The organism is Chryseobacterium angstadtii (assembly GCF_001045465.1).
Taxonomy (GTDB): domain Bacteria; phylum Bacteroidota; class Bacteroidia; order Flavobacteriales; family Weeksellaceae; genus Chryseobacterium; species Chryseobacterium angstadtii.
Genome location: NZ_LFND01000005.1, coordinates 109325 through 132716 on the forward strand (window position 1 = coordinate 109325; position 23392 = coordinate 132716).

The 23392-nt window shown below is 37.8% G+C and carries 22 protein-coding genes; 9 read left to right on the forward strand and 13 right to left on the reverse strand.

What is annotated here, in order from left to right:
* The 5 genes from ACM46_RS15425 to ACM46_RS15445 form a co-directional block, all read right to left on the reverse strand.
* Entirely contained in the window at positions 1 to 1404 is a 1404-nt protein-coding gene (locus ACM46_RS15425) for a M20/M25/M40 family metallo-hydrolase (RefSeq protein ID WP_048507583.1), read from the reverse strand.
* Between the two features lie 55 nt (positions 1405 to 1459).
* Entirely contained in the window at positions 1460 to 2704 is a 1245-nt protein-coding gene (locus ACM46_RS15430) for a DUF1015 domain-containing protein (RefSeq protein WP_048507584.1), read from the reverse strand.
* A 3-nt stretch (positions 2705 to 2707) separates the two neighbouring features.
* The gene (locus tag ACM46_RS15435; protein WP_048507585.1) at positions 2708 to 3673 is read right to left on the reverse strand and encodes a D-2-hydroxyacid dehydrogenase; all 966 of its coding nucleotides are present in this window, start codon (positions 3671 to 3673) and stop codon (positions 2708 to 2710) included.
* Between the two features lie 123 nt (positions 3674 to 3796).
* Positions 3797 to 4861: a 3-phosphoserine/phosphohydroxythreonine transaminase gene (gene serC / locus ACM46_RS15440; RefSeq protein WP_048507586.1), complete on the reverse strand. Its 1065-nt coding sequence runs from the start codon at positions 4859 to 4861 to the stop codon at positions 3797 to 3799.
* 124 nt (positions 4862 to 4985) lie between these two features.
* On the reverse strand, positions 4986 to 5336 hold the full coding sequence (locus ACM46_RS15445) for a 4Fe-4S binding protein (protein ID WP_048507587.1): 351 nt from the start codon (positions 5334 to 5336) through the stop codon (positions 4986 to 4988).
* Positions 5337 to 5395: 59 nt separating this feature from the next.
* Here ACM46_RS15445 and ACM46_RS15450 point away from each other — a divergent pair, with 59 nt between their 5' ends.
* From ACM46_RS15450 to ACM46_RS15460, 3 genes are read left to right on the forward strand one after another with little or no spacing between them, the layout of a single operon-like run.
* Positions 5396 to 6430, forward strand: a complete 1035-nt coding sequence (locus tag ACM46_RS15450) for an acyl-CoA reductase (protein ID WP_048507588.1) — start codon at positions 5396 to 5398, stop codon at positions 6428 to 6430.
* A 43-nt stretch (positions 6431 to 6473) separates the two neighbouring features.
* Positions 6474 to 6917 (forward strand): hypothetical protein, encoded by a 444-nt coding sequence (locus tag ACM46_RS15455; RefSeq protein ID WP_048507589.1) that lies wholly within the window; start codon positions 6474 to 6476, stop codon positions 6915 to 6917.
* 33 nt (positions 6918 to 6950) lie between these two features.
* On the forward strand, positions 6951 to 7640 hold the full coding sequence (locus ACM46_RS15460) for a Bax inhibitor-1/YccA family protein (protein WP_048507590.1): 690 nt from the start codon (positions 6951 to 6953) through the stop codon (positions 7638 to 7640).
* 496 nt (positions 7641 to 8136) lie between these two features.
* On the opposite strand, the gene ACM46_RS15465 is transcribed toward ACM46_RS15460, so the two are convergent.
* From ACM46_RS15465 to ACM46_RS15480, 4 genes are all read right to left on the reverse strand, one after another.
* On the reverse strand, positions 8137 to 8385 hold the full coding sequence (locus tag ACM46_RS15465; RefSeq protein ID WP_048507591.1) for a DUF6952 family protein: 249 nt from the start codon (positions 8383 to 8385) through the stop codon (positions 8137 to 8139).
* A gap of 2 nt (positions 8386 to 8387) precedes the next feature.
* Positions 8388 to 8693, reverse strand: coding sequence for a thioredoxin family protein (locus ACM46_RS15470; RefSeq protein ID WP_048507592.1), 306 nt, complete (start codon positions 8691 to 8693; stop codon positions 8388 to 8390).
* A 148-nt stretch (positions 8694 to 8841) separates the two neighbouring features.
* Entirely contained in the window at positions 8842 to 9474 is a 633-nt protein-coding gene (locus ACM46_RS15475) for a peroxiredoxin (protein WP_048507593.1), read from the reverse strand.
* A gap of 182 nt (positions 9475 to 9656) precedes the next feature.
* Positions 9657 to 10850 (reverse strand): pyridoxal phosphate-dependent aminotransferase, encoded by a 1194-nt coding sequence (locus tag ACM46_RS15480; protein ID WP_048507594.1) that lies wholly within the window; start codon positions 10848 to 10850, stop codon positions 9657 to 9659.
* Between the two features lie 170 nt (positions 10851 to 11020).
* On the opposite strand from ACM46_RS15480, the gene ACM46_RS15485 reads away from it, so the two are divergent.
* The 6 genes from ACM46_RS15485 to ACM46_RS15510 all read left to right on the forward strand — a co-directional run bounded on the left by ACM46_RS15485 (position 11021) and on the right by ACM46_RS15510 (position 17791).
* Positions 11021 to 11848 (forward strand): GLPGLI family protein, encoded by an 828-nt coding sequence (locus ACM46_RS15485; RefSeq protein WP_083997425.1) that lies wholly within the window; start codon positions 11021 to 11023, stop codon positions 11846 to 11848.
* Positions 11849 to 12024: 176 nt separating this feature from the next.
* On the forward strand, positions 12025 to 13362 hold the full coding sequence (locus tag ACM46_RS15490) for a M20/M25/M40 family metallo-hydrolase (protein WP_048507824.1): 1338 nt from the start codon (positions 12025 to 12027) through the stop codon (positions 13360 to 13362).
* A gap of 97 nt (positions 13363 to 13459) precedes the next feature.
* Positions 13460 to 14095 (forward strand): 16S rRNA (guanine(527)-N(7))-methyltransferase RsmG, encoded by a 636-nt coding sequence (gene rsmG, locus ACM46_RS15495; RefSeq protein ID WP_048507596.1) that lies wholly within the window; start codon positions 13460 to 13462, stop codon positions 14093 to 14095.
* Positions 14096 to 14157: 62 nt separating this feature from the next.
* Entirely contained in the window at positions 14158 to 14562 is a 405-nt protein-coding gene (locus ACM46_RS15500; protein ID WP_048507597.1) for a hypothetical protein, read from the forward strand.
* Positions 14562 to 15101, forward strand: a complete 540-nt coding sequence (locus tag ACM46_RS15505) for a DUF922 domain-containing protein (RefSeq protein WP_241486030.1) — start codon at positions 14562 to 14564, stop codon at positions 15099 to 15101. Before ACM46_RS15500 ends, ACM46_RS15505 begins: the two co-directional genes overlap by 1 nt.
* Positions 15098 to 17791 (forward strand): PD-(D/E)XK nuclease family protein, encoded by a 2694-nt coding sequence (locus ACM46_RS15510; RefSeq protein WP_048507598.1) that lies wholly within the window; start codon positions 15098 to 15100, stop codon positions 17789 to 17791. Before ACM46_RS15505 ends, ACM46_RS15510 begins: the two co-directional genes overlap by 4 nt.
* Before the next feature lie 63 nt (positions 17792 to 17854).
* Here the strand turns inward: ACM46_RS15510 and ACM46_RS15515 are convergent, their stop codons facing one another.
* The 4 genes from ACM46_RS15515 to ACM46_RS15530 form a co-directional block, all read right to left on the reverse strand.
* Positions 17855 to 19801: a T9SS type A sorting domain-containing protein gene (locus tag ACM46_RS15515; protein ID WP_048507826.1), complete on the reverse strand. Its 1947-nt coding sequence runs from the start codon at positions 19799 to 19801 to the stop codon at positions 17855 to 17857.
* A gap of 162 nt (positions 19802 to 19963) precedes the next feature.
* Positions 19964 to 21142, reverse strand: a complete 1179-nt coding sequence (locus ACM46_RS15520; RefSeq protein WP_048507599.1) for an acyl-CoA dehydrogenase family protein — start codon at positions 21140 to 21142, stop codon at positions 19964 to 19966.
* A 128-nt stretch (positions 21143 to 21270) separates the two neighbouring features.
* Positions 21271 to 22059, reverse strand: a complete 789-nt coding sequence (locus ACM46_RS15525; RefSeq protein WP_048507600.1) for an NUDIX hydrolase — start codon at positions 22057 to 22059, stop codon at positions 21271 to 21273.
* 23 nt (positions 22060 to 22082) lie between these two features.
* A complete protein-coding gene (locus ACM46_RS15530; RefSeq protein ID WP_048507601.1) occupies positions 22083 to 23270 on the reverse strand; it encodes an MFS transporter in 1188 nt (395 codons plus the stop codon).
* Between the last annotated feature and the right edge of the window lie 122 nt (positions 23271 to 23392).

Genomic DNA, 23392 nt, shown 5'->3' on the forward strand with positions numbered 1-23392 from the left:
TTACCAGTTTTTATCAATCATGAAAATAAGCTGAGTCATGGCAACAGCACCCAAAAGAAGCTCTCTTTTGTTCACTTTATCGAAAGTATCCTGCTCGGAGTGATGGTAATCAAAGTACCTTTGAGTATCTACCACCAGTTCAGCTAAAGGAATATCCAGCTTTTTCAGGGGTGAGATATCCTGAATAGCATCAGTCTGGTCAAAATCATAAACCCCGTAAGGAAGGAAATAATTCTTCCATTCGAAAATTTGCTTTCGTCTTTGTGGCGGCATATCTAAGGAAAATCCTCTTGGTGAATATCCTCCCGCATCTGTTCCTAAAGCAAAAACATGTTTTTCATCCTTTTTTTTCACATAGGCTGCATACATTTCGCGTCCTTGTCCTCCGTTTTCGCTGTTGGCATAAAAAACAAGTCTTATCGTATGGTTATTTTCAATGCCAAGCGCTTTGAATGTTCTTAAAACCTCAATACACTGGGCAATACCGGTTCCGTCGTCAATAGCGCCTTCCCCGAAATCCCACGAGTCTAATTGAGCTCCCAAAACAATCACTTTAGCATCTTTTTTACCTTGAATTTCAGCAATAATGTTGGGATTGGTAGTGTCGCCTTTTGACTGGGCGTTCATATTTATTTTGGCGGTAACTTTTTGATTTTTCAGTAGTTTTTCTAATTCGTCAGCAGATCTTACTCCAATGGACAGGGCTGGAATTCTTATTTTGTCATCAGGTTCATAATACACCATTTTTGCATGAGGCGTATCATCAGTAGCTGTTGTTAAAGATCTTATAATTAAAGCTTTTGCTCCTGTTTTGGCAATGACGGAGGCAGAAATTAATTTGGATTTTGCGGTGGCCAAATAAGAATCATTGGTATTAATGATCTTCGGGTCCATTGGAAGATTAACGAAAGCTATTTTCCCTTTCAATTGCCCCACAGACATGGCATTAAGTTCAGAGGTTGAATTGATTAAAACAATGTCTCCTGTAAGATCTTTCCCGCCAGTTCCTTCAGAATTTCCGAAAGACAGCATTCTGATATTTTTCCAGTCTCCGTTAGCTGTTTTTATTTCCAGGGATTCTTTTCCTCTGATCCAGACCGGAGCTTTAGCTTCCATTCTCCAGATCATTTCAATACCGATGGATTTGAGTTTTTTTTCTGCCCATTCCACCGCTTTTATATAGCCGGAAGTCCCGCTGAACCGGGGCCCGATTCCTTTGGTCAGTTCTCCCAGATTTTCATAGGCAGCACCGTTGGTCATAATCTCGTCCGAGATCTTCCTGAATTCATCATGATAGTTGAACTTTGCCGTGGCGACCTTTTTTACAGGTTTTTTCTGTGGCTTTTTTTGAGAAAATAAAAATCCACTCAAAAAGAGTGGAAGTATAATGAATATTTTTTTCATTTTTTATTTACCTTTCTTTTTCCAATGATAAAAGTAGGGAAAAATTGGGAATTTATTAAGGTTTCATATCATACATTAAGAGTGCTGTAACCAATTTAGGCTCAATGAAAGTACATTTTGGAGGCATACTCAGTTTAAGATCTGAAATTTTGATCATATCGTTGAAACTTACCGGATAGATTCCGAAACCTACCTTTCCTTCACCGTTGTCTATTTTTTCCTTTAAAAAGTTAATTCCCTGAAGGTTAGAAGTTCCTTTAGCATAAGAAATCTTTTCAGAACTGTCTGAATCTTCTATTTTAAGGATGTTTTTGAAAATGTATTTATCCAGAAGATGGTGATCCAGATTGTCCAGTGACATTTCCTTTGAACGGAGATCATGCTTTACATGAAGTGAGTAAAATTTACCGTCCAGATACATGGATATGTGGAATTTCTGCGAAGGGAAATAAGAGGTTTCACCCTTTTCATGGATCAGGAAATATTGGTCCAGCTGTTTTAAGAATTCTTCGCTGGAAAGCCCGTTAAGATCCGTTATGATCCTGTTGTAATCATGGATTTTGATGGATTGGTTGGAAACAATGAAACTGTATACGAAGTTGTAGGCTTCAGTTCCGTTGTGTCTTTTATTTTTTTCTTTAAGATGTTTCGCGTTCAGAGCTGTGGAGCCTATTCTGTGGTGGCCATCCGCAATGTAGAAAGAATCGATCTGATCAATCACTTCCTTGAACTGCTGAAGTTTCAGACGGTTGTCTATTCTCCAGATTTTGTGTCTGATTCCGATAGAATCTATATGATTGAAAATAGGAACATTTTTTTCCTCATGATTCATGAGAAGTTCAATCTTGGAATTGGAAGGGTAGGTAAGCAGTACAGGTTCGGCCTGCAGGTTTACTTTCTCCAGATAATGAGCGAGCTTTTCCTTTTTCTGAGGAATGGTACTCTCATGTCTTTTAATCTTTCCGTTCCAGAAATCTTCAATGCTTGCCAGTCCCAGTAAGCCTCTGAAAACCTGTTTGTTGGGGTAGATCTGCTCATAAAGATAGTATGCAGAACTGTCCTGGACCAATTTTTTTTCATCCAGAAGTTCTTCAAACGTTGAACGGATTTTCCTTAGATTCCGGTCAATATCTTTAGATTTACTTACAACGTAGGGTTTAATCATGTTGATGTAAGTATTTTCAACTTGAGCCTTCTCTGCAATCTCCTCTTGGGTGAAATTGTCAAGTGGATGTGTAGGGAAAGTGCTCTCAAAGTCTTTATGAGGTCTAATTCCACGGAAAGGTTTAAAAACAGGCATATTTTATCTTATGGTTTCTTTTTGTAGCTTAATAATTTGTTCTGCAAGTTCTGCGCCGATTTTTTCCTGAGCATCCACGGTGTTTCCTCCTACATGAGGAGAAAGGGATAATGCAGGGTTCATCAGCAGGGGAAGTTCAGGGGTTGGTTCGTTCTCAAACACGTCCAGTGCAGCTCCCGCCACTTTTTCAGATTCGATGAAATCAATAAGGGTAACTTCGTTGATGACACCGCCTCTTGCAGTATTCACTATGTAGACTCCGTCTTTCATTTTTTCAAATTGAGGCGTGTCTATGATATATTCATTCGTTTTTGGAGTATTGATACTGATGAAGTCTGTGTCTTTTAGAAAAGCATCCATATCATTGGTGGAAGTAATTTCAAAATTCAGAGTCTGTCCGTCGAAAAAGTCCAGCGTAAGAACTTTTGTCTTTGGGTTTTTGGTCAGAACTTTAATTTTCATTCCTAATGCTATTCCTATTTTCACGACTTCCTGTCCGATACTTCCAAAGCCGATTACTCCAAGTGTTTTTCCGGAAAGTTCATAAGCTTTGCTGAACGACTTTTTCATGGCATCGAAGTGAGTTTCCCCCTCCAAAGGCATCAGCCGGTTCGATTCGTGAAGGAATCTTGCCAATGCGAAAAAGTGTCCGAAAACCAGCTCAGCTACTGATTTTGAAGATGCTGTAGGCGTATTGATCACTTTGATTCCTTTACTTTTAGCATAATCTACATCAATATTATCCATCCCGATGCCTCCGCGTCCGATAATTTTCAAGCCCGGACAGGCATCAATCAGGTCTTGTCTTACTTTCGTAGCGCTTCTTACCAAAAGAATATCTACGTTATTTTCATTAATAAAATCAATAACGTGATTCTGAGCCACTCTGTTGGGCAGAATTTCAAATCCTGCTTCTATAAGGGCTTTTTCTCCTGTTTTTGAGATTCCGTCGTTTGCTAGAACTTTCATGTATAGTTTAGATTTAAAGATTGAAAAATTTAGCTATTTAAAAATTTTAAATCGGGGCGCAAATTAATAAATTTTAATTAACTGCTCTAAATCTTTCAATCTCTGAATTTTTTTAAGGTAAAATTATTTAATAGATTTCATGACATCTACCAGAACCTGAACACTTTCGATAGGCAAAGCGTTGTATAAACTTGCTCTGTATCCGCCCAAACTTCTGTGCCCGTTCAGTCCGCTGATTCCCGCAGCTTTCCAGGCATTGTCGAATTCTTCTTTTTTGCTTTCGTCTGTCAGTTTGAAAGAAACATTCATCAGAGAACGGTCCTCTTTTACACAGAACGTTTCAAACAGAGGATTGTTGTCTATCTCATCATATAAAAGCTTGGCTTTTGCTTCATTTCTTGCTTCCGCCGCTGCTATTCCTCCGTTCTTCTCAAGATACTGTAAAGTAAGAAGAGATGCATAAACAGGGAAAACCGGCGGTGTATTGTACATGGATTCTTTTGAAATATGCTGAGAATAATCCAATATAGACAACATATTTTCTCTTCCTGTTTTTCCAAGAATTTCTTTTTTGATCACAACCAGAGTAACTCCGGCAGGTCCCATATTTTTCTGAGCTCCTGCATAAATCAGATCAAATTTAGAAAAATCAATCTGTCTTGAGAAAATATCAGAACTCATATCGCAAACCATCAGGGTATCTACCTCCGGGAAAGATTTCATCTGAGTTCCGTAGATGGTGTTGTTTGAGGTGCAGTGGAAATAGTCATATTCCGAACCTACCGTATAGTTTTTAGGAATAAAAGAATAGTTTTCTTCTTTGGAAGAACCTACCACATCTACCGTTCCTAATTTTTTTGCTTCTTTTACAGCCCCTGCTGCCCATGTTCCTGTATCCAGATAAGCTGCTTTACCACCCACTTTCATCAGGTTGTAAGGAACCATTGCAAACTGCAGGCTTGCACCGCCTCCTAAATAAAGTACTTCATAATCATCACCAAGGTTCATCAGTCTTTTCACAATGGCACGCGCTTCGTCCATTACAGCAACGAAATCCTTGCTTCTGTGCGAAATTTCAAGAAGAGACAGACCAATTCCGTTGAAATCTAAAATAGCCTCTGCTGATTTTTCGAATACCTCCTGAGGTAATATACATGGCCCTGCGCTGAAGTTGTGCTTTTTGCTCATATTTTTACTTTTTTGGGTTGTGCAAGAGTTTTAAGAACTTGCGGTTGTGTTATTGATATTTTACTAGATTTATTGAAATTTATAGTTAAAAAAACCGCCTCAACCTACTGAGACGGAGCCTTTATTATTCACCGTGTAAGAACGCTTTTTTGTTAAGCAGCGCTTCGTCAGATTCTACGTGATCTTCATCAGGAACACAGCAGTCTACCGGACATACGGCAGCGCACTGAGGTTCTTCGTGGAATCCTTTACATTCGGTACATTTATCTGTTACAATAAAATAGACATCATCGCTTACCGGTTCCTGCGGTGAATTTGCATCTACAGTAAGTCCTGATGGCAGGGTCACAGTACCGGAAAGAGCGGTACCTTCAGAAGCTTTCCAATCTACGGCCCCTTCATATATTGCATTATTCGGGCATTCCGGTTCACAGGCTCCGCAATTAATGCATTCATCAGTTATTTTAATAGCCATCGCTAATTTTTTTTAAATTTGCACAAAATTACAAAATATTCCCCAATTTAAAAGTAATTATGAATACCGAAAATCAAGTTTTAGGACTTATTAAGTTAAGTGCTTATATAGAAGAGTTTTTAGCAAAGGATCAGGCTGAATATAATGATGGTGATATCGAATTTGAATTATTGCTGAAAAGATCCGAAATAGAAAATCCGTGGTTTACCATTGATAATCAGAAATTTGCTCTGAAAGAATGGACAGGACTTCTTACGGAGGAAAATATAAACAACTGGATCAGAAAGTATTCCGTTTCTAAACTTTCTAAAAAAGTGGGATTAATCCTTGCCGGAAATATTCCTCTTGTAGGATTTCATGACGTGATATCCGTGGTTTTAAGCGGTCATATTCCCATGATCAAACTTTCTTCAAAAGATAAGCAGATGATTCCTTTTCTGCTTAAAAAATGGAATGAATTTTCAGATAACACAGTTCAGTTTGAATTGGTTGAAAAACTGGAAAATTTCGATGCGGTGATTGCCACAGGAAGCAATAATACAGCAAGATACCTTGAGTACTATTTCAAAGATCATTTAAATATCATCAGAAAAAACAGAACGTCTGTTGCCGTTTTAAAAGGAGACGAAACTCCGGAAGAACTGGCACTTCTGGCTGAAGATATTTTCAGGTATTTCGGACTTGGATGCAGAAATGTTACACGGGTTTTTATTCCGAAAGATTTTGTGATCGACCGGTTGTTTGAAAGTTTCCTGGCATTCAAGGAAATTATCAATCATCATAAGTATGCGAATAATTATGACTATAACAGAGCGGTTTACCTGCTGAATCAGGATCAGTTCTGGGATAATAATTTTGTAATGCTGAAAGAAGACGATAAGCTTTTCAGTCCGCTTTCTGTTATTAATTTCAGCAGATATTCTTCTATGGAGGAAGTTAAAAGTTTTATCACTGAGAATGAAGAAAATATTCAGTGTATAGTGGCTAAAGATGAGCTGGGACTGGATTCCATAGCTTTTGGAGAGGCACAGCATCCCGCTTTGGATACCTATGCAGATAATGTGGATACGATGAAATTTTTGGAAGTGGTGTGATTTTCGTATCTTAACTGACTTATTTCACCAAACCCAATAGATTATGAAAAAAATATTTTTAGGACTTACATTGCTTGCAGCGCAGCTGATGTTTGCTCAAAAAGTGACCGGAGTAAAGGTTGAAAAGGTACAGAAAGAAGTTCCGGCACAGCTGACTAAAGAGAAAATCAATCTGTATAACGACAACTTTATGAAGTTTGTCGAAGCTCTTAAAAATTCTGACAGACCGTCTATTGATGTTCTTCTTTCCGATAAAGTAAAAGAAATCGTTACGGATGATGTTCTTAAAAAGGTAAAAGAAGGCTTTGACGTCAATAAAAAGCTGGACATTTTAAAAACAGGGTACCATAAATTAATGGACGGGTCCAGTTTGCCAAGCATCAACTATAAATATGCCGGAGATGCTTCTTCAAAAGAAGTGATTATGGCTGTATTTGAAGAAGATGGAAAAATTCTTGGGGTAATGCCTGCCAAGAAAAACAAATAATTTTATATCAAAAACAATAAAAAAATACTAACTATGATGACAGATGTCTTAGTCGCTCATTCTTCTGATTTGGAGAAAGCGTCTTTTTACAGGAAAACGTACCTGCATGTGGCTTTATCAATCCTTGCGTTTATCGGGGTTGAAACTATTTTATTGAAAACGGTTCCTGTAGAGATCATTGCAATGATGTTCGGGCAGAAATACACTTGGTTACTGATTATCGGTGTGTTTTGGCTGGCTTCCATGCTGGCTTCAAAATGGTCGTTATCACAGAGCAGAAGCACCCAGTATTTCGGATTAGGATTTTACATTATCCTGGAAGCGCTGATCTTTATGCCTATGATTTATATTGCGGCCGGAATGCAGGGCGGCGGAAACATTATTTTCCAGGCGGCTATGCTTACGATTGCTATGTTTGCAGGACTTTCTGCGGTAGCTTTTACTTCCAAGAGAGATTTTTCTTTTCTTAGAAATATCATTATTATCGGAGGCTTTATTTCAATAGGGCTTATTGTAGGAGGTGCTTTGTTTGGGTTCAACCTCGGACTTTGGTTTTCTGTAGGAATGGTACTTTTAGCTTCGGCAAGTATCCTGTATGAAACCAGTAAACTTAAAAATACCTATACAACAGGGCAGTATGTAGGCGCTTCTTTGCAGCTTTTTGCTTCCGTTATGCTGTTGTTCTGGTATATTTTGAGAATCCTGATGAGCAGAAGAAGTTAATTGAAAGTGAAGAGTGAAGAATGATGAATGAAAAATAGTGAATTCAGATTGGAAGCTCTTATCAATATAATCCTGGTGATCTTTTTATCAGGATTTTTTTATGCTTTTAAATTTTCAACCACAAATGGCACAAATAGTTTCACAAATACCACAATTTAAAGACTGCAATATTCGTGTCATTAGTGCAAAAAAATTAGTATAATTCGTGTTTTAAATGATTTGGGCAATTGAATTTTTAAATCTTTAAATGTTTCAATCTTTAAATTTCTAACAATTAATCCAAAAAATCCTGATGAAAAGATCACCGGGATTTTAATTGGATTCTTTACTGCAGATAAACAGAGGCAGCAGCATCAGCAATGGCATATTACGGAAGCTTAAAGCATTTGTTTAAAAGTAGATTAAAGAATGAAGAAAATAATAGGTTGAGGAAAGCCTCAGTAGTTTTGTGTTTTTAAGCTTTTCTTATTAAATCTTTAAATGATTCAATAAAAAATTATCTGTCAATAGATCCTAAGACCTTCTGTGCAAAAGAGTTTAAAGCGTCTTTTTCACTCATTCCGCTCTGAACGTTGGCATGTACTTCCAAAGCACCGCAGATGTTCGTGATCAGTTCTCCTGCTACATTTAAATCCTCTTCGCTGGTTCCTCTGAATTCGCAGAAGCTTTCCAGTACTTCTAATGTTTTTTCAAGATTTTCAGGAGTCTGATTCTGATAAAACTGTCTGATTACGGGTAACTTCATGATTATAATTCGTTAAAAAGATTAATTAAACTTTCTGCCTGGTTGCTCTGAACCTGATTCACCAGTTCTCCGTTTTTAAAAACTGCGAATGTAGGAAGGTTGTCTACTGTTGCTAATTTTCTGCTTTCAGGAAGTTTTTCCGCATCCACATAAAGGAAAGGGATATCTTCGTTTTCTGATGCCAGTTTCTTGAATTTAGGCTTCATGATTCTGCAGTTTCCGCACCATGTTGCGCCATATTGAACCACTACTTTTTCGTTGTCGTTTACTATATTCTGTAAAGTATCTTCTGTTAATTCTGTATACATAAGTTAAATTTTATGAAATTTAACAATGTAGCAATTTGATAATGTACCAGTGTAACAATTAAAATATTGGGTTTTAAATATTGTTAGATTGTTACACTGCTATATTGTTACATTAGTGTAATTGCTACATTGCTATATTAATTTTGTATTAGTTCTTAGCCAAGTATGCTGCTGTAGAATTTCTGTCTGCTTTCATAGCATCTTTTCCTTCTTCCCAGTTAGCAGGGCATACTTCTCCGTGTTTCTGAACGTGCGTGTAAGCATCAATCAGTCTTAGATATTCTTTTACATTTCTTCCTAAAGGCATATCGTTTACAGATTCGTGGAAAATTTTTCCGGTCTCATCAATAAGATAAGTTGCTCTGTACGTTACATTTGAACCAGTGAAAGTTTCTTCTCCTTCTTCATTGTATTCGAAATCCTGATCTACGATTCCCAATAGGTTAGCCAATTGTCTGTGTGTATCAGCTAAAAGCGGGTAAGTTACCCCTTCAATACCTCCGTTGTCTTTTGCTGTGTTCAGCCAAGCGAAGTGTACTTCGTTAGTATCACAAGAAGCACCAATTACTTTAGTGTTTCTTTTTGCGAATTCACCTAAAGCATCCTGAAAAGCGTGAAGCTCGGTAGGACATACGAAAGTGAAGTCTTTCGGATACCAGAATAAAATTACTTTTTGTTGGTTGGAAACTGCTTCTTCAAGAATGTTGATTCTAAGATCGTCACCCATTTCAGACATAGCATCGATTGTTACATTTGGGAATTTTTTTCCTACTAAAGACATAATTTTTCTGTTTTTATATTTAAATTTCTTGTGCAAAGATATAGATATTCCATCTATCGAACAAATGATTTTTGATAAATAAAATCTATAATTATTTTTGATCGATTTAAAGGAAAAAAGCCCTGATATCAGAGCTTTTTGTTTACTTTATATTAATTTTTATAGAGTCTAAATTGAAGTTATTAATTAAATGGAGCAAGAGTATCTTTGATACGTTTCATAGCTTCCCTTAAATCCTCTTCAGAAGCAGCATAAGAGAATCTGATGCATTCCGGGCTTCCGAAAGAAACACCTCCTACACAGCCTACATGTGCATTTTCCAGTAAGAACATGGCAAAATCATCCGAATCTTTAATTTCCGTACCATTCAATGTTTTTCCGATATAGTGGGAAATATCCGGGAAAAAGTAAAAAGCAGCTTTTGGAAGAACTACTTTGAATCCCGGGATCTCCTTCATCAGGTCAAATACCAGATCTCTTCTTGTTTTAAAAGCATCAATCATATATTTGTATTCAGAAGGATCGGTCTTTAAGGCGGTAATAGAAGCTCTTTGCGCTACGGTATTGGCCCCGCTGGTCATTTGTCCCTGAATCTTTTCACAAGCCTTAGCCAGCCATTCAGGACACGCAGAATACCCGATTCTCCATCCGGTCATGGCAAATGCCTTAGACATTCCGTTAATAACGGCAGTCTGCTCATAAATCTCAGGAAATTGAGCGATGGATGTCGTTTTTGTTTCGTAGTTGATATATTCATAAATCTCATCTGAAATCACGGTCACATGAGGATATTTTGCAATGACTTTCGCCATAGACTGAAGCTCATCATACGTATAATATCCACCGGAAGGATTACACGGAGAGCTGAAAAGAATCGCTTTGGTTTTATCCGTAATCGCTTCTTCAAGCTGTTCAGCTGTAATTTTAAAATCTGTAACGTAAGAAGTAGGAAGCATGACAGAGTTTCCGCCCATCATTTTTACCATTTCATCATAACTTACCCAATAAGGAGCAGGAAGAAGAACTTCATCACCGTCATTGATCACGGAAGCCAGTACGTTCAGAATAGCCTGTTTGGCTCCATTGGAAACACAGATCTGTGAAGGCTTATAGTCAAGGTGATTATCCCTTTTTAATTTGTAAGCGATTGCTTCACGAAGTTCAAGAAAACCGGGAACAGGAGAGTAGTGGCTGTAATTTTGGTTAATGGCGTCAAAAGCGGCCTGTTTGATATTGTCCGGAACATCAAAATCCGGTTCGCCCAGGGTAAGACTGATTACATCAATGCCTGCGGCCTTCATTTCTCTTGCTTTATTTGACATCACAAATGTCTGCGAGTAACCTAACCTCTTTACTCTATCTGAAAGTTTGTCCATTTAGTATTTTTGAATTTAAACAAATATATAATAAAAACGTTGGGGCAAAAAATAAAAAAGGATAAAGGAAAAAAGATTTTTGTCAGGTTTTGATTTAATCACTAGATTTGGAAATATGATCAAGCTTATCCGCTTTACCGTAGTATTTTATTAAATTTTAAGTTAAAAAAATGTTCAAACTTTTGTTTTTACTCTGTGCAGCTCTTTTCTCGGCGCAGAACTATCGCTTTGTCTACGAATATAAAATGAAACCTGACGTGGAAAGAAAAGATTCTGTCGTAACAGACTATATGAATCTGGATACAGACGGGAAAAAATCCTATTTCTCCAATGCAGTAAAATATGAAAGGGATTCGGTGTACAACGCCGATAAAAGCTATGCCGCTTTTTTGAAATCCAAAAACTACAACCGCAACCTGAATTATGTTCTTGAAAAAGACCATGCAAAAAAGTCATTTAATTTTTATAACAAATTCAAAAACGTAGGTCTGGTTGTAACAGATCAGGAGCTTCCGAAGTGGAAAATGGAGAATGAATTTAAAAAGATCAGCAATATGAATTGTCAGAAAGCAATCGCAGATTATAAAGGCAGAAAGTGGGTAGCCTGGTTCAGTAAAGATTTTCCGGTAAGTGATGGTCCTTACAAATTCAGTGGACTTCCGGGACTTGTAGTGTCCGTAAAAGACCGTGAAGATGATCATGTTTTTGAACTGATTCAGATAAAAAAAATCAGCGCAGTTACTGCTTTTATTCCTAAAAATAACAAGAAGATGAGTCAGGATGAATACAGAAAACTCATTAAAGGTTATAGATTTTCACCCGGAGAAGATATTGCAGCCATGAATGTCGATTCTAAAGCAGGAACCATCGGGCTGGAGCTGAAAGACGGCTATGTCACCCAACTTGACTATAGCAAAATCAAGAAAAGCGGAGCCGATATGGATGCTGTTATTGATAAAATGCTCAGGATGAGTAATAATCCTATTGAAAAAGAATAATATAGAGAGACTGCCCAAAAGCAGTCTTTTTTTATTTTTACTCAGATTTATTGATGATATTTTTTATGAATTAATACTTTGTTGAGTAAAAAATGAATTCCGATCAGAAGAGAATGGTAAAATGCCGTTCTCAAACTTTAGGTTTTGTATATTTAAACCATCTTATATTCAATCATATGAAATGTTCGCTTTTCTTTCTGCTGGTTCCTTTTATCGGGTTTTCACAAACTCATTCAAAAGATACTGAAATCAAGAAATATGTTTCTGAAGTGAATTCGGATTCATTAAAATCATACATCAATAAGCTTGTAGGATTTAATACCAGACATACTTTAAGCTCAGTAGACGATAAAAATCAGGGAATTGGAGCAGCAAGAAATTGGGTGGTTACAAAATTTAAAGATTATGCCAAAAATTCAGGAGGCAGAATGGAGGTGTATCTTCAGCAGGAAGATATTCAGCCGGATGGAAAACGGGTAGATAAAGTGGTCAGTCTGGGAAATCCCATCGCCTTTCTGAAAGGTACAGATCCCAATGATAAAAGGATTTTTCTGATTTCTGCCCATCTGGATTCACGTGTTACAGATGTGATGAACAGTACTTCATTCGCGCCGGGTGCCAATGATGATGGGAGCGGAGTAAGTGCCGTTCTGGAATCTGCAAGAATTTTAAGCAGATCTTCTTTTCCTGCCTCCATTATTTTTGTTGCGTTTTCAGGTGAAGAACAGTCGCTGCTGGGGTCTAAGTTGTTGGCTGATAAGGCTAAAAAAGACAACCTTCAGATAGAAGCTGTGCTTAATAATGATATGATAGGAAATCCCAAAGCAGGAGAAACAGGAGAGGTGAATAATAAGACACTTCGGGTATTCAGTGAAGGACTGCCTTATGCAGAGCTGGATAAAAAAGCCATGAGCATACGGAATCTCGGCCTTGAAAACGATAGTGAGTCCCGTCAGCTCGCACGCTACATCAAAGAAGTTGCAGAGCAATATGTAAAAGGCCTTGAAATAAAACTGATCTACAGAGACGACAGATTTCTGCGTGGCGGAGATCACTCCAGCTTTGTCAGTAACGGCTTCCCCTCCGTAAGACTTACCGAATACTATGAAAACTACGATCATCAGCATCAGGACATAAGAACAGAAAAGGGCAAACAATACGGTGATCTTCCGGAATTTATAGATTTTGGCTACCTGAAAAAAAATGTAGCCGCCAATATTGCGGTGCTGGCCAGCCTGGCCAAATCCGTTTCAAAACCGGAACATGTGGAAATGAAAGTAAAGGATCTTACCAACACCACGACCTTGCAATGGGAGAAACCAAAAACGGGAACTCCGGCGGGATATTACGTTCTTGCAAGGGAAACCGACAGTCCTGTATGGCAAAAAAAAATGTTTACAACGGAACTTTCCATGAAGGTTCCGCTTTCAAAGGATAATTTCATTTTTGCGGTGCAAACCGTTAACTCAACCGGAAATGTAAGCGTTCCCGTTATTCCGTCTATTGCCAGATGATCTTTTCCTGCGATAGATGAAATTAAAGCCTTACCGGAGCAACTTGATTTGAATACAACGGAAATAAAACTTATTTTTGCGGATTATAATAATTCATATGGCAATATCGTTAGTATTAAAATATTTTCCGGATCTTACAGAGAAGCAGATCGAGCAGTTTACCCAATTGGAAAATCTGTATAATGAATGGAATGAAAAAATCAATGTGATCTCAAGAAAAGATATGGAATCGCTGTATGAAAAGCATGTTCTGCATTCTTTAGGAATTGCAAAAATCATGGAATTCGCACCGGGTACAAAAGTCCTGGACATAGGTACCGGAGGCGGTTTTCCGGGAATTCCCCTGGCGATTCTTTTTCCTGAAACGGAGTTTACACTGGTAGATTCCATCGGAAAGAAAATCACGGTTGTGAAAGCTGTGGCTGAAGGAATAGGATTGACTAATTTAACGGCTATCCACGGAAGAGCAGAAAAAGTAAAGGAAAAATTCCATTTTGTAGTAAGCCGTGCAGTTACCCAGATGCCGGAATTCCTGAGATGGCTGAAAGGAAAATTTGAAAAAGAACAGTTGAATCCGAAACATAACGGAGTTTTGTATTTAAAAGGCGGCGATCTTGCCGAAGAACTTGCCGGAATTAAATGCGAAATCTTCAATCTTAAAAACCATTTTGATGAAGAGTTTTTTGATACTAAAAAAGTGATTTATGTATCAAAAGGTAATTTTAACTCTTAATTTCGTGAAATTATAAGTTATTTTTTACTGAAATTACATTAATAATCAGTAAATTAGAAGGTATGAAAAATCTTTTAAGTATTGGGTTTTCTGTATTGCTTTCAGGGCTGGTTTTCGTCTCCTGTGAGGATGATGATTATCAGACCATACAATCTGTAGGAAAGATCAGGATCGACAGTGTGAAGATCATGAAAGATACCATGGATGTATATTCAATACAGAGCATTAAGACGTATTCTACTTATCCGTCCCAATGTCAGGGTTTTTACGGATATGACTATATTCATGACAGCAGTCTTGAAAGATCGGTTACAGCCTATAGATACACAACGGAAGGTCCCTGCACGCAGCAGTCTCATGTAGGCGCCAGCCAGATCAATTTCAGCCCGCGTCAGACAGGAAATTATACATTTAGATTCTGGAACGGCAACAACAGCTGGATTACGAAAACAATTGTGGTTCAGTAATGATGAAGCTGCTTGTATTTTTCTGCCTTATTTCCGCCAATATCCTTTTCGCACAGAAAATCATCTGGCAGGAAGACCGGAAACTGACCTGGGATAATTTTAAAAGTCCCTTAAACAGGAAGAATAATGCCGATGTAGCTGCTTACACTCATTGTGGCTGGGAATATTCCGTAGTGAAATCCAGCAACCCTAAATCTCCGGTTAAAATTGAAATCACCACAATTTTTAATGAAGACCGATCCTGGAAAGACCCCAAAAGAATAGATGATTATATTCTCCTGCACGAGCAGAAACATTTCGATATCGCTGAATTGTTTGTACGGAAATTCAGAAAAGAAGTAGAGGAAAAAATCAAAACTTCCGGGGACTACGATAAAAACTTTAAAGTACTGTACCAAAAAATATCAAACGAGTATAAAAACTTTCAGATCTCCTATGACAAAATTACAGAACATGGGATGAATAAAGAAAAACAGGCAGAATACAATGCCATCATCGCTGAAGAAATAGACCACTTAAAAAGCTACAAAGCCTCTTGAAATTCCTTAACAAGATCATCCGTGAACTGCTGGACCAAAATCCGGACCTTTCGGAGTTTAACATCGTTTTGCCCGGAAAACGGCCCATCGTATTTATCAGGCAGATTTTAGAAGAAAACAACTATTCCGGATTTCTTCCCAATTTTTTTACCGTAGAAGAACTGATTGACAGGATTGCAGACAAACAGCCTGTTCAGGGGATCTCTCTGTGGCTTTTTGCGTTCGAAGTCTACCGTAACTTAGGTCTTATTCCAAGAGATGATTTTTCGGACTTTTTAAAGTGGTTTCCTACGCTTCAGAAAGATTGGGATGATATCCTGAAGTTTTCTGAAAGTGATGAAGCTGTTTTGCAGTATATGTTTGATGAAGAACGAATTAAAGAATGGGCTCAGGATCTTGGGGAAGATGATGATGTTCCACGTAAGAAATTTCTGAATTTCTGGCAGAATATGAATATTTTTCTTCCGGAATTGAAGAAAAAGCTACAGGAAAAGAACTGGGCTACTTCCGGAATGATTCATGAAGCGGCAAAAGAAAAAATTGCTGGTTTTGCTGAAAATACTTCTGAACATTTTGTTTTTTGTGGTTTTAACGCCTTTACGCCTGTAGAGGAAAAATTGGTAAGAAGCCTATTGAGGTGGAATAAAGCGCAGTGTTTTTTTCAGGCAGACCGCTATTATTTTGATGATGAAAAGCAGGAAGCCGGAAAATTCCTCAGAAATCACAAAACTTGGAAAGAATTTGATGACAACAGAGCTTTCCAGTGGATTGAGAATGATTTTAACCAACCCAAAAATATAAAAGTCTATGAAGTTTCAGGCAATGTAACGCAGACTAAAGTGCTGCCTGAAATTTTCAGTGGCATTGAAAATAAAACCTATTCCAATACAGCGGTTGTGCTGCTGGATGAAAATCTTCTTCCTGCAAGTCTGGATGTGATGTATGGAGTTGAAAACCTGAATATTACGATGGGTTTTCCTCTGAAGAATCTTTCATTTTCCAATGCGGTAAAGCAGCTTTTCTACCTTCAGAAGCAGCTGGAAAAGAACAGGTCTTCCTATTACTACAGAGATATTTTTCCTATCCTTGAAGAGCTTCCGAAATCTGCTGAAGATGAGTTGATTATCAGTAATTTCAGAACAAAAGTAGAGGAGAGGAATATCGTTTATATTTCAAAAAAGCTTTTAGAAGAGCTTCTGAGCGATCTTTCTTATTATGATCTTCTTAAAAAAGCGGATCATACGGGCGTTTATCTGGATCAGCTGATTGATTTCTGTAAACGGATCAAATGGCTGGAAATAGATGATATCCAGTATGAAAATGTATCTCACTTTGAAACCGCATTCAGAATCATTAAAAACCAGCTTAGTCCGTATGATTTTGTCATTAAGATGGAAACGCTTGAGATTCTGATCAATCAGCATGTGAATTCCGAAAGTATAGATTTTCAGGGAGAGCCGCTTCGGGGACTTCAGATCATGGGGCTTCTGGAAACCCGTCTTCTGAACTTTGAAAATGTAATCATGCTTTCGGTGAACGAAGGAAAGCTTCCGTTGGGAAATTCGCAGAATACCTATATTCCGTTTGATATCAGAAGGTATTTTGATCTTCATACTTTTCTGGAAAATGACAGTATTTATGCCTATCACTTTTACCGGCTGATTCAGGATTCTCAGAATGTGCATCTGTTGTACAATGCGCTCAGTTCGGGAGTGAATACCGGAGAAAAAAGCAGGTTTATTACCCAGATTGAAATGGAGAGTTCCCATCCGATAGAACACCTTATTATTGAGAATTCTTCCGAGCCTATTGCCTCTATGCCAATAGAAATTCCGAAGACGGAAATTGTGCAGGAAAGACTTTTGAAATGGAAAGAAAAAGTCTCAGCTTCACACCTTACCAGTTATCTGTATAATCCGATAGATTTTTATCTTTCCAAGATATTAAAGACTTCGGAAACGGATGAAATTGAAGAAGAGCTTTCCGTTAAAAACTATGGGAACCTGGTTCATTATTCACTTCAAGAAGTATATGAGATACTTAAAGGTAAAGTGTTAAAAGAAAAAGATTTACAAAATTCAATTAAAGATATAGATCAATACATTAATGTAGCCATTGAAAAGCTGAAACATCAGCCTGAATTCTATGAAAAAGGGATGAATTACATCCATAGGGCCATTGCTAAAAAGGTGATTGAAAATGTACTTACCCATGATCTTGAACTTGTAAAAAGTGGTAACAGCCTTGAGATTTTAGATATTGAAAAAAGATTTGAAAACGTAGATTTCTATCTGGATCCCAATGATAAAATTTCTTTCTTCGGATTTATAGACCGGATAGACCGCCTGAACGGGACTCTAAGAATTATTGACTACAAAACCGCAAAGATTAAAAACCTGACGGTAAAAATTGACGAAAACAATATAGATGACTATTTCCATAACAGTGAAAGAAAGCAGGCTTTACAGCTTTGTATCTATCATTATGTAGTGCAGAATCTCCCTGAGTTCTGGGGACTTCCTATAGAGACGGGAATCTGGAGTTTTGCAGAAGCTAAAAAAGGAGTGGTTTCCCTGCAATTCGACAAAGGAAATATTGATGACGCTATGGAATCTGTAAAAAATCTCATTCTGGAAATTCTGAATCCGGATCTCAGTTTTATTGAAAATATCAAGTCTTATTCGAATTAAAAAATGCATCCCATTGCCGGGATGCACTCAATTTGAAATGAAGAATATACAAGTGGGCTTGTTTTATAATTTTACTTTTTTGTTGACGGTTTTTCCATCAGTACCTGTCATTTGTACGATGTAAATGCCTGATTCTAAGTTTTTAGATTCAAAATTTGCTTTGTTGACTTCCTGCTGAGTAACCAATGCTCCGGAAATGCTGTAAATACTTATGCTTTTGATACCATTGTCAGCTTTCGCAATGATCTGACGGTTTTTTGTAAATATTTCAGCTTTATTTGCCAATGCCGGGTTTGCAACTGCCTTTTTGAACTGCAGATGGTAATAAGGAGTAGCGATTTCAAATATATTGTTTTGATTTTCAATTTCTTTGATGTCAATTCCACCGTCTGCGGCATACTGTTCCTGTGAAATGGTTTTTAACAGGTTCTTATTTTCATCAAAAATATAGACGCTGATCAATTCTTCCTGAGGAATTTTAATTTTTAAAACGCCATTGCTTTCAGATTGAACGATCTCATTTTCAGGAACTTCAATAGGGGTGTTTTTAACATACGGAATAAGCTTTTCATTTGCCTTTTCCTGTACTTTCAGAAGATAAACCCCGTCTTTCAATGTAGTCAGACTGTTTCCTGTTGCAGATTTACTCGCTGCTTTTTCCTGATTAAAATCTGTAATTCCGACAAGCTGCATATCACCAAGATCAGGTTTCAACTGCGAAGAATACTGAGCATTCGCTTCCGGTTTATTATTTCCCTGCTGTTTTGAAGTCAGGATAGCCCATTGATTAAGAAGGCCTCCGCTTCTAAGGGTGTTGAATTTAACATTGGAAGCCAGAACGAAAGGAACAATTCCTCCCACATGGCCCAATGGTCCCCAATAGAAAGAATCCAGCTTATATTTGTTAAGATCCCACCATGCATAGTAACCGCGCTGTACATCAATGGTTTTAGAGGTATTTTCAGGCGGAATGGCCAAATCTACGGTAGAATGTCCTAAGGTCATAGGAGTTTTGTTGTACCAGTCGTAGACATCCTTCGGTTTCATGCATCGTCTGAGGTTATTATTAGGGTTGTTGGTCACATCATTGATGAAGCTCTGTGTGAAAAGTTTTCTCCAGATGACAGGGCCCCAAAGAAGGCCTCCGTTGTCCTGAACCACATGGTAGTTGTATTTGTCAAGATATTCGGCCGATATTACTTCCGAAATACTGTTGTTGTACGTTTTATAACCTGTATTGTTGCAGGTATGGAGCACATTGGCCAGGAAAGAGGTGAACGGATAGAAATCTTTTTCCAGAACGCCTTTGTTTAGTGTGACCCCTGAAAAATCATAAGGTCCGTCTCCCATATAGGCATATTTGAATTTCAGATTCGTGGGATTGGAAGAATTCAGGCTTTTCAGCGTTGACATTGCGGCGTGAGCACCTTGAGAATAACCTGCCAGGAAATATTCATCATAGCGTTTTATTCCCTGCTGGGCCAGTACTTTATTGGCTGCCGTTACAAAATCTATGGTAGCTCCGGCCTCGGTTGCGGAGTCTACATAAGGATGAACACCTTCTCCGCTTCCCATTCCTACATAATCCGGTGCCATCAGGATGTAACCGTTCAGTACATAAGAAAGTTCCACAACAAATCCCGCTGTTAAGGCTCCTTTAAAATTGGAGGGAACATTTTCTCTGCTGTCCGTGGTCCCGTGGTCGGATACTACGGTGGAAAGTTTAAAATTAAGGTTAGGATACATGAGAAGTCCGGTAGCTTTTACCAGAACATTCTTCTCATTTTTAGTATAATAGGTAATCTTATAACCTTTGAGTCCTACATTGAAACCATTAAGATAGCTTACGAAATCCGGAGCATTCTGTTCGCCAAGACTGTTGGCAATGAAATTAACGACGCCTTGCGGGGTCAGATCCAGTTTCTGCTCTGCGCTCACAAGATCTCCTGCCTGCTGGGCAAAGAAGAATGGAGCTGCTAAACCAAGTAAAAGAGTGGATAATTTTCTCATATCAATATTTTTTAATGTGATTAAATTAATTATTTTTAATAAAATCATTATAATATTAATATATCAATAACTATTCATTGAATATAAATTCCCAGTAAAGTGAGTAAAATAAGGAGTCCGGCCATTCGGCCGGACTCCTCTCCAGTATATTTTGTCTTTTATTTAGAAAGCGTTGATTCCTGTAATATCTAAACCTGTGATCAGCAAATGAACATCATGTGTTCCTTCGTACGTAATTACAGATTCAAGGTTGGCTGCATGTCTCATCATTGGGAACTCACCCATGATTCCCATACCGCCAAGTATTTGTCTTGATTCTCTTGCAATGTCAATAGCCATTTTCACGTTGTTACGTTTAGCCATAGAGATTTGTGCAGGACTTGCTTTGTGGTCATTTTTAAGATTTCCTAACTGAAGACAAAGCAATTGTGCTTTAGTGATTTCCGTTAAGAATTCAGCCAGTTTTTTCTGCTGAAGCTGGTAAGAACCGATAGGCTTTCCGAACTGTTTTCTTTCTTTGGAATACTGAACAGCTGTACAGTAGCAGTCGATAGCAGCACCTATTACACCCCAGGAAATTCCGTATCTAGCTGAATTCAGACAAGATAGAGGTCCTTTCAGACCGGTAACTCCAGGAAGCAGGTTTTCTTTAGGAACTTTTACATCATTGAAAACAAGTTCTCCTGTTTTTGATGCTCTTAAGCTCCATTTGTTATGAGTTTCAGGGGTTGTGAAACCTTCCATTCCTCTTTCAACAATCAGTCCCTGTATTTTTCCTTCTTCATTTTTTGCCCATACTACAGCAATATCGCATACAGGAGAGTTGGTAATCCACATTTTGGCTCCGTTCAGAAGATAATGGTCACCCATATCTTTGAAATAGGTTTCCATAGAGCTTGGATCAGATCCGTGATTAGGCTCCGTAAGTCCGAAAGAACCGATCATTTCTCCGGCAGCAAGCTGAGGAAGATATTTTTTCTTCTGCTCTTCAGAACCGAATTCATTGATAGGGAACATCACAAGCGAGCTCTGTACCGAAGCAGCAGAACGTACCGCAGAATCTCCTCTTTCCAATTCCTGCATAATAAGACCGTAAGAAATCTGATCTAACCCTGAACCCCCATATTCAACCGGGATATACGGACCTAAAGCTCCGATTTTTCCCAATTCTTTCATCAAGCCCGGAAGATCGGTATGATTTTGCGCGGCCTGGTCAATCTGCGGCATTACAAAACTTTCCACCCAATCTCTTACCGATTGACGGATCAGTTTGTGTTCTTCAGTAAGTAAAGCATCAATTCCGTAGTAGTCTGGAATGCTTGTAAGAGGATAATATGACATGATTTTTTGATTTGTCTAAAAGTAATACTTTTCGGGTGGTTTGAAAAATTTTTTTGAAAATCTTTGTACCCTTTGATTCTCAGTGAGATAAATCCGGACTGGTGAAATATCAGTCAGGATAAAGTCTCCTAAGATTCTTCGTCATTAGAGATAGGATACTGATGGACTGCATTGTGCACCTTGCTTTTGAACTTATACAGATACGGAGCTTTGTTTGCGGATCCGTCATAAAGTTTTTCCAGCCTGTCCAGAATATTTAAGCTTAATATTTTACGCTGAAAATTATTTCTTCTGAACTTCTGTCCTAAAATAGTTTCATACAGCGACTGAAGATCTTTCATCGTAAATTTCTCAGGAAGCAGATTGCTGGCTGCCACTTCTGTGTTGATGTTCATACGCAGGTATTCCAGACCGGTTTCTATCACCCTGTCATGATCAAAAGCCATTTTCGGAAGTTTATTCACCTCAAACCATTCACAGCTTTCATTGAAAGCATCCGGAAAAGTATTGGCAATAGAAAAATCAATAAGGCTGCAATAGCCGACAGTAATGAATCTCTGAAAAATCCAGTGATCTTTGGGAACTTCAATTCCTTTGTTATTGAGAAGAATCTGATGTACGTTATTTTCAGTACGGTCTATCCTTCCGAAAGTATGGAACTGCTTTAAGAAAAGATCCTGAAGATGAGTTCTTTCATACAGCACTCTGGCAGCAGCTTCGCGAAGATCTTCATCATTGAAAACAAAACCGCCGGGAAGCGACCATAAATCCAGATCGTGGTATTTTAAAAGCAAAACCTTCAATATGTTGTTGTGAAAACCAAATATGGTGCAGTCAACAGATACATGTGCTACAAAATCTTTTGTATCAATAAGTTCCTGAAGGGTTTCTTTATTTTTGGTGTCTTTGATTTTCATGGGAGTAAAAATAAAATTATTTTCTATAATTTCTTCCCTGCAAGCTTAAAATATATCAAACTTACCGTAAAAAGCACAGAAACAGCAAGTAATATGTAAAGCGGATAATAGTTTAGTAGTTGTTTTCCAAACAGGACAGACATGATGATAGAACTCACAGAGCTGCCAAGAGAAGAAAAAATAACAATCAGGGAAGTAAACAGGTTAATTTTCTCTTTATCCACCTTAGCAATCATCTTAGAATTGATAACAGGGTAGAGCGGCGACAAAAAAAGCCCGATCACAGGAAACAGAAATACAATAATCCCGGAATTCACAGAATCAAAATACTGCACCCCTAAAATAATAAGCAGAACAGTAATAATTAAAGAAATACACAAAATATAATATTTCGATAAGGAAAACCGGTGAATCACATTGGCAGTAACCGTTCTTCCTGCGTAAGAAAAGAGGGCAAGGAAAGAAGTAGCCTGCAAAGCAAAAAAAGAATTGACATTCATGTGATTTTTATAAAAGGAGGGAAGCCACGAATTGAATCCCTGTTCTACAAAAACAATAAAGAAAATAACGGCAAGGAATGTCAGGGTTGCCGGCTTGGCAAAAACAGAAAGCTCAGAAAAAAGACTTGTGCCTTCTGCTTTTTTGGCTTCCGAGATATTCAGCTTTGAAAATAGAAATATGGTCACCGCACAAAGAATAGATATAGACAGAAATCCGAATTTCCAAAACTCTGAATATGGGCTGGAGATCAGCCACCCAAAACCTGTATTCACTACGAAAATTCCTATCATAAATGAAGCTTCCACACTGTTCATCATCTTCGCAAGAGACTTTTCATCTGAAATATTGTTCCGGATAATTCCAAATACACAGATTTTTCCAACGGCAAAACACGTCCCGATAATGGCAAACCAAACCTTATAAAACCAGAAATCTTCTACAAAAGGCAGCAGGCACGAACAGATTCCCACAATTACAAGGGCAGATATCAAAGCCTTTTTAGTGCCTGTTTTACTGATAAAATTCACTGCAAAAAGCGAAATAAATGCAATGGGAAGGTCCTTAAATGATTCCAAAAAGCCTAACTTCTCGTAAGTGATTTTTGCCTCAGAAAGCTGGAGGATCACAATACCCATACAGTTTAAGACCATTGAAAAAATAAGAAAGGTCAGTTTTAAGGGAAGTGAGATCCGGGAAAGCTTAGCAGTCATTTTGGGGATTTTTTTATTGTTTTTTTTGAGTTATTTTATGAATTATGACGCGAATATAGGGCTTTAAATGCCCAAAAATAAACGAAAAATTAAAATATTTATGAATACAATGTTAATTAATT